The sequence below is a fragment of the Flavobacterium sp. genome (assembly GCF_965277525.1).
Classification (GTDB): domain Bacteria; phylum Bacteroidota; class Bacteroidia; order Flavobacteriales; family Flavobacteriaceae; genus Flavobacterium.
Genome location: NZ_CBDIDC010000005.1, coordinates 1,384,255 through 1,396,380 on the forward strand (window position 1 = coordinate 1,384,255; position 12,126 = coordinate 1,396,380).

9 protein-coding genes and 1 pseudogene are annotated in these 12,126 nt (G+C 34.2%); all 10 read right to left on the bottom strand.

Going from position 1 to position 12,126, the window contains the following annotated elements; genetic code table 11:
• Positions 1–145 precede the first annotated feature (145 nt).
• Positions 146–1,789, bottom strand: a complete 1,644-nt coding sequence (gene pgi / locus ACQY44_RS14295; RefSeq protein WP_428231000.1) for a glucose-6-phosphate isomerase — start codon at positions 1,787–1,789, stop codon at positions 146–148.
• A gap of 117 nt (positions 1,790–1,906) precedes the next feature.
• Positions 1,907–2,239, bottom strand: coding sequence for a hypothetical protein (locus ACQY44_RS14300; RefSeq protein ID WP_428231001.1), 333 nt, complete (start codon positions 2,237–2,239; stop codon positions 1,907–1,909).
• 43 nt (positions 2,240–2,282) lie between these two features.
• Positions 2,283–2,903: a hypothetical protein gene (locus ACQY44_RS14305; protein WP_428231002.1), complete on the bottom strand. Its 621-nt coding sequence runs from the start codon at positions 2,901–2,903 to the stop codon at positions 2,283–2,285.
• Between the two features lie 17 nt (positions 2,904–2,920).
• Entirely contained in the window at positions 2,921–3,601 is a 681-nt protein-coding gene (locus ACQY44_RS14310; RefSeq protein ID WP_428231003.1) for a hypothetical protein, read from the bottom strand.
• A 47-nt stretch (positions 3,602–3,648) separates the two neighbouring features.
• Positions 3,649–4,868 (bottom strand): annotated as a pseudogene (locus ACQY44_RS14315) (peptidoglycan DD-metalloendopeptidase family protein).
• Positions 4,869–4,890: 22 nt separating this feature from the next.
• On the bottom strand, positions 4,891–5,832 hold the full coding sequence (locus ACQY44_RS14320) for a tryptophan 2,3-dioxygenase family protein (RefSeq protein ID WP_428231004.1): 942 nt from the start codon (positions 5,830–5,832) through the stop codon (positions 4,891–4,893).
• Complete coding sequence (locus tag ACQY44_RS14325) at positions 5,832–6,602, bottom strand: DUF3108 domain-containing protein (protein ID WP_428231005.1); 771 nt, start codon at positions 6,600–6,602, stop codon at positions 5,832–5,834. The genes ACQY44_RS14320 and ACQY44_RS14325 overlap by 1 nt, the downstream gene beginning before the upstream one ends.
• Before the next feature lie 299 nt (positions 6,603–6,901).
• Positions 6,902–8,062 (bottom strand): 4-hydroxyphenylpyruvate dioxygenase, encoded by a 1,161-nt coding sequence (gene hppD / locus ACQY44_RS14330; protein WP_428231006.1) that lies wholly within the window; start codon positions 8,060–8,062, stop codon positions 6,902–6,904.
• Between the two features lie 223 nt (positions 8,063–8,285).
• Entirely contained in the window at positions 8,286–9,443 is a 1,158-nt protein-coding gene (locus ACQY44_RS14335; RefSeq protein WP_428231007.1) for a homogentisate 1,2-dioxygenase, read from the bottom strand.
• A gap of 312 nt (positions 9,444–9,755) precedes the next feature.
• A complete protein-coding gene (locus tag ACQY44_RS14340; RefSeq protein WP_428231008.1) occupies positions 9,756–12,125 on the bottom strand; it encodes a patatin-like phospholipase family protein in 2,370 nt (789 codons plus the stop codon).
• Between the last annotated feature and the right edge of the window lies 1 nt (position 12,126).

Below are 12,126 nucleotides of genomic sequence, written 5' to 3' on the forward strand. Positions count from 1 at the left end.
ATAATGATTTGCATTGTCTTGTAATGCTAAACTTGCAATAATCAGTACTTTAAGTATATTTTGGGGTATATTTATACGAAAAAACGCCTTAATTTTAGTTAAATCTAGGCGTTTCAGTTTGTTGCAAAATTATTTTAACAAATTTCTATTTGTTCTTCAGGAAGTGATTTAGTAAAAATGAAGTTGAACTGTCATGATTTTGAACAATCTTAGTGTTAATTTCATCTAAAATCGAATTGGCTAACTGCTTTCCTAATTCTACTCCCCATTGATCGAAACTAAAAATGTTCCAGATAACACCCTGAACAAAAATTTTGTGCTCATATAAAGCGATTAAGGAACCTAAAGTTTTAGGTGTTAATTTTTGAATTAAAATAGTATTTGTTGGTTTGTTCCCTGTAAAAACTTTAAAAGGTAATAAATAAGATGCTTTTTCTGCAGGAAGACCTTGCTTGTCAAATTCAGCCTGAACCTGTGTTGCTGTTTTTCCATTCATTAAAGCTTCTGTTTGTGCAAAAAAGTTCGACATTAACTTATCGTGATGATCTTCGTTTCCGTATAATGGTTTTACGAATCCGATAAAATCAGTTGGAATTAATTTTGTTCCCTGATGAATCAATTGAAAAAACGCATGTTGTGAGTTTGTTCCTGGTTCTCCCCAGATAATAGTTCCGGTTTGGTAGTTTACAGGTTTTCCGTCGCGACCAACACTTTTTCCGTTGCTTTCCATGGTTGCCTGTTGCAAGTAAGGAGCCAGTTTTTGTAAATATTGAGTATAAGGAATCAAAGCTTCGCTTTCGGCACCAAAGAAATTGTTGTACCAAACACTTAGTAAACCTAGAATTACAGGGATATTCTGGTCAAATTCAGTTGATTTAAAATGTTCGTCAGTTTCATATGCGCCTTTTAATAGTTCATTATAATTATCAAAACCAACGGCTAAGCTAATGCTTAAACCAACAGCACTCCATAAAGAGAATCTTCCTCCAACCCAATCCCACATTGGGAAAACATTGTCCGGATTAATTCCAAATTCCGTAACTTTTTGAATGTTGGTAGAAACGGCAACGAATTGTTTGGCGATATCTTCTTGTGAAGCTGATTTTAAAAACCACTCTTTGATAGTTTCAGAGTTGGTTAAAGTTTCCTGAGTGGTAAAAGTTTTAGAAACAATTACAAAAAGGGTTGTTTCCGGATTTAATTTTTTAATTATTTCATTTACGTGATCGCCATCAACATTGGAAACAAAATGAACGTTTAAATGATTTTTGTAAAATTGTAAAGCTTCAACCGCCATTACCGGACCAAGATCAGAACCTCCAATACCAATATTGACAATGTCAGTAAACGCTTTTCCGGTAAAACCTTTTCTTTGCCCGGAAATTACTTCACCCGTAAATTTTTTGATTTTATTTTTTACTTCATAAACTTCCGGAATTACATTTTCTCCGTCAACTTTGATAACAGTTGATTCCGGAGCGCGTAGTGCGGTATGTAAAACAGCACGGTTTTCAGTTTGATTGATAATTTCACCACCAAAATATTGCGAAATAGCATCTTTTAATCCGATAGAATTTGCTAATTCTAGTAAAAGAGAGATGGTTTCCTGACTTATGTTATTTTTAGAATAGTCAACTAAAAAGTCATTCCATTGCACGTTGAATTTTTCAATACGAGCGCTATCTTGTTGAAATAATTCTTGTATAGTAGTTTCGTGAATTGCATTATAGTGGTTTTGCAGATTTTTCCACGCTTCAGTCCCGGTTGGGTTTGTTGTGTTTAAAGCCATTTTTTTTTGTTTAATTGAGAATGTGGTTATAAAGAACAAAAATACTGAAATTAGTTTTAATAGCTTTAGGCTTCACAATTATATAACAAATAGTTACGAAAACGATTTATAGGACGGTTAGTTTTGAATTCTTGCCGTTATTATAATCGCACCATCATTTTCTTTTTCGTTGTATATGATACGACTACTGTTTTTGTTTAAAAAGTCTAAACTGATAATGTCAGATTTTTCAAGAGGCAATATAATCGTGTCTTGCTCTTTATCGTATTTAAAAGGAATCCCGTTTATTACAATAAAAGGAAATTTGCCAATTTGGTCTTCTTGAAATGCGTGGTTGACTGATTCTAATACGAAATATTTGTTTTCTTCTGAATCATTTAAAATGAAAGTATTTGGATTAGAGCATCCTGTTAATATTGTTGAAGAAAGGAGTAGTAAAAATCGTTTCATTGAGGGATATGATTTGATTGCGAGTTTTTTAAGTGAAATTTTTTCACCAAATCTGCCACCATGGTTTTTTATTGATCTCGATTTTTCTCTCGGCAATATTGATGTCTATTCTTTTTGGGGATTCGTTTTTGATTTTAGAATCATCAAAAAACATTTCGCCATTTTCATGCATTCCAAGGGGCGATTTTGTTCTCTCTTTCCAGTTTTCAGTTTGTAATTCGGGAATTAGTGGTGTATTTCTTTTGTCAGTGAATTTTTTTCTGGCTTTTTCTGTGATTTCTTCTTCAAGGTTTGAAGTCGAATTTTTAAGAAGTGTTAAGGAGTTGTCCGGTATGTTTAAAAGAAAAATTTGTGTCTTATTATCGATTTTCTGAATATCCAATACTTTAAAATAGGCAATAGAATCTAAAAGAAAGTGACCATTTTTTACGGAATCAGGATTGAATTTGGATAGGTCTTTTGCATGAGCACTTGCAATTAAAAATCTTAAATTGCCAGAAAGTCCGCCACCTAAAGAGCTCATGTCGGTAAAGCCTTTTTCCTGTATGATTTGTCCGATTTTATAATTTGAAATTAAATGATCAGAAAGATTTGTGTCTCTGTAAAATAGTTTTAAACCTGAAAATGTTTCATTATAAATGGCTTTGAGACGTGCATTTTTCATGGTTTCAAATCGTTTTATTAAAAATTTGAGGTAGTCAATCTGAATTCAGTAGATAGCAATTTGAAAAGAAAAGCCAACGGAAATACTATAATACTAATAATAAATATTCTTTTACCACTTTGTCGGTCTTTATCGCTGTAAGAGAAAATTCTTTGACCATTTGGAAGTGTTTTTTTAGATTTCCAAAGAGAATACTCGATAATAATTCCAATTCCCCCGCCTAAAAAAGCAAATATATATCCAGCAATTATCCAGGATTTTTGATTTTCTTCTGGTTTGGATAAAATTTTTAAACGCTGTTTTTTTAAAGTTGTCAGCATTTCGGTGTCAATTGTTTTACCTCGATCAGCTAAAAGTTTTTGTGCTAATTTATAATCAAAAATATTCCACTCATCAGAATTTAAAAGAATTTCGTATAATTCTTCATTTGTAAAACTTAATAAGTAGTAATCTTTATCTATTTCTTCAAGCATGATTTCTGTCTCTTTTTCAAGAATAGCTTCTGCTTTTTCAAAATCTGATGAATCAATCTGTATTTCGTATTGATTTTGTACCGTACTTCCTGAAAAAGTGATATCAACAGGAGCGATATTGTTTCCTAAAACAGTTTTAATATTGTTTTTGTTTAATAAAGTTTCCAGTTCTTTGGCTTGAAGCAATGTTGGGAAATTTCGGAAAGCAATAGCATTTTCAATCATTTATGAGTATAAGTTATTATGAAATTTCTAATCTGTTAGATTGTTGTTTATAAATTACCAATGCTGTCCAGCTCTCTTTTCAATGGCTCAATTTGTTTCATGAAACGCGCTTTGTCGCTTCCTGTCAAGGATTCTCCTGTAGGTAAGTTAAGGCGAAGTGCATCTACCTGAACTCCGTTTTTCCAGAAACGATAGCAAACGTGAGGTCCTGTTGCTAATCCTGTGCTTCCTACTAAGCCAATAGTTTGTCCTTGTGTAACTCTTTGCCCTCGTTTTACTAAAATTCGCGACATGTGCAAATATTGAGTAGAATAGGTGCCGTTGTGTTTTACTTTTACAAAGTTTCCGTTTCCTGCCGTATATCCTGTAGCTTCTACAATTCCGGATGCTGTGGTTGAAATTGGTGTTCCGGTGGGAGCAGCATAGTCAGTTCCTTTGTGGGCTTTCCAGGTATGCTGTACAGGATGAAATCTATTTGCCGTAAATCGGGATGTAATTCGGCTAAATTTGATTGGCGTTTTTAAGAAAAAGTTTTTCAACGTTTTTCCTTCGTCATCATAATATTCTACTTTTCCTGAAAGTGTATCTTTTTCAAACGGGAAAGCATATATGATTTTTCCTTTATATTCGAAAAAGGCAGCTTCAAGATCTTCAACTCCGTCATAGGTTTTGCCATTTATAAAGCGTTCTGTAAAAATTAATCCGTAACGGTCTCCTTTTTTAAGCTTGAAGAAGTCAATAGACCATGAAAATACTTTTGTAATTCTGTTAGCCAGTGCTGCTTCTACACTTTCGTTTCCTAAAGTTTCGGATAAGGAGCTTTTTAAAACACCGCCAATGATTTTTCGTTTTAGTGTAACAGGTTTTATTTTTTATAAGCTTTTGTAATACTGTCCCGAAAATCGACTACATAATAAGTCAATGCATCCGGCTGGTAAATGAAAACTTGTAATGTATTCGTTTTGTTTTTTGATCGAAGAAGAGTATAAGGTTTGTGGTAACGAATGGTTCTTACATTAAAGGAATCTTTTATCTGTTCAACAATATCATAAACTTTTTTATCTCCAATATTTTGACGTTGAATGATCGATCCAAAAGAATCTCCTTTTTTTATGGTGTCTTGCAGAACATTAAAATCAGCATAATTAAAGCCAAATTCTACTTTTTTCGTTTTTGGTTTAGTAACTTTAATTTCAACTTTTTCAGCTGTTTTGTTACATGAAAATATCGAAAATGCTAAGATTATAAGTACAAATGCTTTTTTCAAACTTTTAAAATTTTTTAGGAAATTAAGTGGTTGTTTCATTTCCCCAATTGGACAATTCTTCTTCGGTCCACAATTTAGGAAAAAAGATGCGTCTTTGGTATTTTGGGTGCATATATTTTTGCCAGTCACTACCTCCTGTGGCTTCACCATTCCCTTTTCCGCTTTCTAAGATGTATTTTCTTGCAGTGTTTAAATGCTGCATAACCCAGGTGATATTCACGGTTTTATCGTAATGGCGCATGGCCTGAATTAATTCTTGGTTTTGCTGGTCTTCGAGAGGGAGTTGTGTGAATTTTTGCCAAATATTTTTTGCTTTAAATGTCGATATTTGTCTTAGAAATTGACCTTTATATTTTTTTTCGAATTCCTGAAGTAGGTAGGATTTCTCTCCTGTGTGATAATCTTTTCCTGCGGCCTGCCAATACAAATGTTCAAAGCTGGTTTCTAAATCTGTATTTTCATCAAAATTGTCTTTGTATCTGCGATCCGTTAAATTGATCACATCTGTTGAAGCAAATTCGATTAACCTGTATTGTGCACTCTGAAATCCGCTTGCCGGTGTCAGTGTGTTTCTGAATTTCATATACTGATCGACATCCATTCCATTTTCCATGATGCTGAACGAGTTGGTAAGCATATCAAAATAACGCGTGATTCTGGATAATCTCTCACTGAAAAAATCAACCTGAATGTTTTGTGTGTCGGCAATTTGGTCAATTTCCCACAAAATCATTTTAAAAATTAACTCATTTACCTGATGGTACATGATAAAAACCATCTCGTCAGGTAACGTCGTGCGTTGTGTTTGTAAGCTTAAAAGAGCGTCAGTCTGAATGTAATCCCAATAAGTGATTGGTTTTGACCAGAGTAATCCTTCTAATTGAACCTCGGTTTTTTGATTTATAGCTTGAAATTTAAGGTCAATTTCTTTTAGGATTGATTCAGAATTATCTGTGGTATTCATTATTTTTTTACTTTAAATGGATTTTTTAATCCTTTATATTCGTCAAGATCGGCTTTAAGTGATCCTACTGCCAAATCTGCCTTTATTCTAACCGGAACTTTATTGTCGTCGTCTGTGATCCAAAGGGTTACGCTTTCTTTTTCTTTAAAAACGCGTCCTGTTTGTACCAGAGGTTTAAACATCATGGTAGAAACGGTTCCAAATTTAGTTGTAATATCTTGACGGCCTACATACTTTAACTTAAATTTTGTGATTTCTTCATCAAAAAACATGTCAATTGTAATGGCTTCTCCCGGTTTAAGTTTATCTATGGTCGGATGATTTCGCAAGTAATAGAAAGAAGAAATAATATCCTGAACATTGTCTGTCAGCACAATCGTCTTTTCGGTTTTACGCTTGTAATCTTTAACTAAAATCCTGTTTTCGTTTTGGTTAAAAAAACCTTCCTGATCTTTCGTATAGCCGCCTTCGTCGATTTTTCGGACATAACGATAAGGGTTTCCGGTTTGCTTGTCGAAGTAACTTTCGTATAAATCTTCTACCTTAAAGAAAAGTTTAGACATTCCGGTTGTGTAGCCTTTGCCCACAGCATGAAATACTTTCTTATTGTTGATTGTGGCATCTTTTATTTCGAGCGTGGCGTAACCGGCGTTTATAATTCCATAATGAATTCGAAATTTAAAGTATTCTCCTGTATCGAAAGCATCTTCTTTTGCGGAATCGAAACTAAGTGTCGTGAGAATTAATATAGTGAGGATTAACTTTTTCATAGTACAATTTTTACATTTCAATATAAAGATAAATAAATGCAAATTCTATTCCAAATGTACCAAAACAAAAAAACTCAGTCAAGAAATGACTGAGTTTTTATGCTATTAACTAACCAAAAAACTATAAATTATGAAATTTATATCAATTCAGAAGGAAACCACCCCTTCTTGATTTGCGAGTGCAAAGATATGCAGAAAGTTCAAAAAAGAAATAGCAAAAGGCAAGTTTAACATAACATTTGCATAAAAATCATCACTTTACAGAGAATTATTCCGTTTAATGCAAAAATATTGCGTTTTTATAAGGTTCCTCTCAATTCTTGCTCTCTCTCAATTGACTCAAATAGCGCTTTAAAGTTCCCTGCGCCGAATCCTTTTGCACCCATTCTTTGAATAATTTCGAAAAAAAGCGTTGGTCTGTCCTGAACTGGTTTGGTAAATATTTGTAATAAGTATCCATCTTCATCGGCATCGACCATGATGGCAAGTCTTTCAATTTCGTTAATATCTTCTTTCATCATGCCCATATGTTCGCCCAATCTTTCAGGAATTGCCTGATAATAAGTGTGGGGAGGAGCAGATAAAAATTCAACACCTCTTGATTTTAAATCCGAAACGGTTTTAATAATATCATCTGTTGCAATAGCAATATGCTGAATTCCGGGTCCGCCGTAGAAATCTAAATATTCTTCAATTTGAGATTTTTTCTTTCCTTCTGCCGGTTCATTGATTGGGAATTTGATTCTTCCGTTTCCGTTTGACATTACTTTACTCATCAATGCCGAATATTCAGTATTGATTTGTTTGTCATCGAAAGATAAGAAATTCACAAATCCCATAACATCTTCGTAGAATTTTACCCAGATATTCATTTCGTTCCAGCCTACATTTCCAACCATGTGGTCAATATATTTTAATCCGGTCGGTTCAGGGTTGTAGTCTGATTTCCATTCTTTATATCCTGGCAAGAAAACGCCATTGTAGTTTTTTCGTTCTACAAAAATATGAACTGTTTCTCCGTACGTATAAATTCCGGAACGAACTACTTCTCCAAATTCATCTGATTCAATCGTTGGTTCCATAAACGAACGGGCACCACGTTTCATGGTTTCTTCATAGGCGCTTCTGGCATCTTCCACCCAAAGTGCTGCCACTTTTACACCGTCACCATGTTTTTTTAAATGATCGTTTATTGGAGAATTTTCGTTTAAAGGCGTTGTCAAAACAATTCTGATTTTGTCTTGTTTCAAAACATAAGAGGCTTTGTCTCTTACTCCGGTTTCTAATCCGGCGTAAGCCAGTGACTGATATCCGAAAGCGGTTTTATAATAATGTGCAGATTGTTTTGCATTTCCTACATAGAATTCTACATAATCTGTTCCTAATAATGGAAGGAAATCTTGTGCTCCTTCAAAGATTTTTTCTAATCCGTATTCTACTGATTTAACTTCTTTACTCATTGTGTTTATTTGTTTAATCGGTCAATCGTTTATTTGATTTGCCGAAATGTTATGTTTAAGTTTTTTTTACCACAAAGAGCGCAAAGATTTTTTTGAGTTAGATTTTGTAAAATCATAAAAGAGCGCAAAGCTTTACGAACTTGGTTTGATAAAACTTACTTAGAAACTTTGCGAACTTTGCGAAAAATTCTTTGCGGACTTTGCGGTTAGATCGATTTGCTAGTTACTCTGTCCAGGATTTATAATACTGTCCATCATCAAGACCCATGGCTTCTTCAGTAACCATAAGCGGACGGAAAGTGTCAACCATAACGGCTAATTCGTGGGTTTCTTTATGACCAATACTGCGTTCCATCGCGCCGGGTGCAGGACCGTGAGGAATTCCTTTTGGGTGCAAAGTAATATGACCTTGCTCGATATTATTACGGCTCATAAAATCGCCATCAACATAATAAAGTACTTCGTCTGAATCTATATTGCTGTGATTGTATGGCGCTGGAATTGCTTTCGGGTGGTAATCGTAAAGTCTCGGGCAGAAGGAACAAACGACAAAAGTAGCCGTTTCAAAAGTTTGGTGTACCGGTGGCGGTTGGTGCACACGTCCTGTTATGGGTTCGAAATTATGAATTGAAAATCCGTATGGAAAATTATATCCGTCCCAACCCACAACGTCAAAAGGATGAGTGGCGTAAACCACTTCGTGAATCATGCCTTCTTTTTTTATTTTAATTAGGAAATCACCTTTTTCGTCATGCGTTTCCAATTCGTTTGGTAAAATAAAATCACGTTCGCAAAAGGGCGAATGCTCTAAATGTTGACCAGACTGGTTTTTATAACGTTTTGGAGTATAAAAAGGAGAATGAGATTCGACATAGAAAAGTCGGTTTTCTGAAGTCTCGAATTCTATCTGGTAAATAATACCTCTTGGGATAATAAGATAATCACCATATTCAAAAGGAATATTTCCGAGCATGGTTCTTAATTTTCCTTTTCCTTTATGGATGAAAAGCATTTCATCGGCATCGGCATTTTTGTAGAAATAATTTTTAAGTGATTCTTTTGGGGCGGCCAATCCTATGATACAGTCTTTGTTGACTAACATGGCTTTGCGGCTGTCTAAAAAATCATTTTCAGGTTTTAATTCGAAACCTTTAAAAAGCAATGATTTTATGTTTTTTCCAATTGCAATTTTTGGTTCAACGGAATACGAGTTTAAAATTTCTTTGACCTGTGTGGGTCTGTGAACATGATAAGATAATGACGAATGTCCGTGAAAACCTTCGGTGCCAAATAATTGTTCGTAATAGAAACCTCCGTTAGGTTTTTCGAATTGGGTGTGTCTTTTTTGAGGAAAGTCTCCGAGTTTGTGATATAATGGCATGGCTTTTCAATTAGATAATTTGTAAATTAGATAATTCGAAAAATTTGAATTGTGTGAACAGATAATCAGCTCAATATTGTTATTGACCAATCATCTCAATTCGGTAGTTTTACTCAGGATTTCTCTTGATAAGGAATTGAAGATACTCTAATAAACCTGTCCATTTTGTTTTCATTATAACAAATGTCGTAATTTTTATTGATTTAAATTATATATTATATCAATTATTAACGTAAAAAAATCACGAACTATATTTTTTACTATAAAATACTTATATTCTCTATTGTAGTGATGTTTTAGTACTGGTTTATATTAAAATACAAATCCGATACTAAACCAGGTGTAGCTTCTTGACATTTCCGGAGACCAGGATTGTTTGACTTCGATTGGGCCAATTATGGTTTCTAATCCGTAACCCACTGCATATCCGGAATATTTAGGCATTGATACCCAATCGACACTGGTAAATATGTCATCGCCTAAGTTGGCATAATTGGCTGAAAGGTTGATGTGATTCTTTTTGAAAATCTCATAATCCAGAGTAATGGCTGTTTTTATAAAACTATTTCCGGCAATGCTTAGAAAGTCGTATCCATAGAAATAATTGAAATTATTGATCTTGTTGTAACCGTAACCTCCCAGTATAAAATCGAAAAACGGAACACTATCGCTACCAATATTAAATCCGGCATCAGCTCCAACTTTAATAGTTGCTTTTCTGAATAGTGTTTTTGCGAAAGCAATCTCAGCCTTTGCAATTGAGAACGGCTTAAATTGTTTGGTGTAATCAGATGATGCTAAAAAGGTTTGGATATCTGTTGAAAAATACAATCCGGAATGAGGATAACTTCTATTGTCGAATGAATCGTATTTGAGATAGCCAAAAACACTAAAATAGTTGCTTTTTTCAATAATCTTATCCGTATTAGAAAGTGTTGGAGAGTTTATTTTCAGGTATTTGTATTCAAGTCCGCCGCCCATTAGGAACTTTTGAACAAAGATGGTCTGAAAATAAGCCTGATTGGTAACGTCCATAAAATCAACGTTTATTAAGTCTGCAGTTGAGTTTTCTTTAAATACATTGCTGATACTAGTGGTTACATTTCGGTTAAATTGATTCAATCGCGATTTAAAACCGAAACTAATGTTAAAACCATTCTCTACATAATAGTTAAAATCATATCTGAAATTGTCTCCCAAAACGATATCAATTGAAGTGATATCATTTTTCAGGAATGTTTTTTTATGGGTAAGATTCAATAAAATTCCGCTTTTATAGAGTCCGTCATAATGCAAACCTAGTTTCAGGTAAGTTTGTGTTGGATTTTCTTTTAATACAAGATCGAGATCATCTTCTTTACCATCTGGTTGCAGACAATAGGAGATGGTACTAAAGTTCTGGGTAGCATTTAGATTATTGATTCCGGTTTTAAGATCATTATATGTAATGGTGCTTCCGGGTTTAAAACGAAGTTTTCCGCGTATGTACTCTCTGGTAAAATTTTCTAATTTGTCGCTGTTTATTTTGTTTATCTCCAGAGTGTCAGTTGCGATTTTTAGTTTTGGTTTTTTATAAAAATTATTTTCATTGGAGAGTGTTTTGATTTTTTCGTAAACGGCAAAAGCAGCTTCTTCACCTTTTCTGATGATTTCTTCGCCTTTGTCGAATGAAATAACGCCATAGTCACGAATGTCCGGTTTAATATAAACATCAGTGTCCTTGATCTTGCTTTTCATTTTATCAATGGATTGCAAATTGGTAATCTGAACCAGAATTCGGGTAGCATTTTTAAGGTTTTTTCGGTTCATTAAATCATCCTGAACATCAACACCAATAATGATATCAGCACCAAGATTTCGAACTTCTTTTATAGGGTAATTATTCACTACACCACCGTCTACCAATAAGTTGCCGTCGATTTCTACCGGAGTAAAGAGGGAAGGAAATGCGGCACTCGCCATCATCGCCTGTACTAAATTTCCTTTGTTTAATAAAACTTCTTCGCCCGTTTCGATATTGGTACCAATACACAAGAAGGGAGTTGGGAGTTTGTTGAAGTCGCGTACATGTCGAACATTTCTGGTCAGACTGCTTAATAAATTATAATTGTACATTCCTTTAGAAAGTGCCTCCGGAATCCCGACTTTGAAATTGCTGAAAGGTAAAACGATTGCATATAGTTCATCATTCTTTTTGCCGTAAAAGTTTTTTGAGGAACGCGGTATGTAATCATTAATAAGTTCATCAAAATTGGTTTTTTTGAAAATAGAGTCAATCTGAGAAGCATTATAACCGGAAGCGTAAAGTCCGCCAATTATAGATCCCATACTGGTTCCGCCAATATAATCGATTTTGATTCCGGCTTCTTCCAAAACTTTCAAAACTCCGATATGCGCAAATCCTTTTGCACCGCCACCACTTAAAACCAATCCAATTTTAGGTCTTCTGGCTTCGTCTTGTTTTGCTTTTTCATTGTTCTCTTGTGAAAAAGAATATTGTGAATTGAAAAATAAAAGTGTGAAAAGAACCAACTGTACGCCCCAGATGGTAATGGAAAACTGCGAGAGACAAAGCGATATTTTTTCCTGTAAAAAAAGAGCGACTTTAGAAGCTCCTTTTTTTAGAGTAGAAAAAAATCGTTTTGACCGAGTATTTGAAATGGACAGCTGGATTGGGCGCATA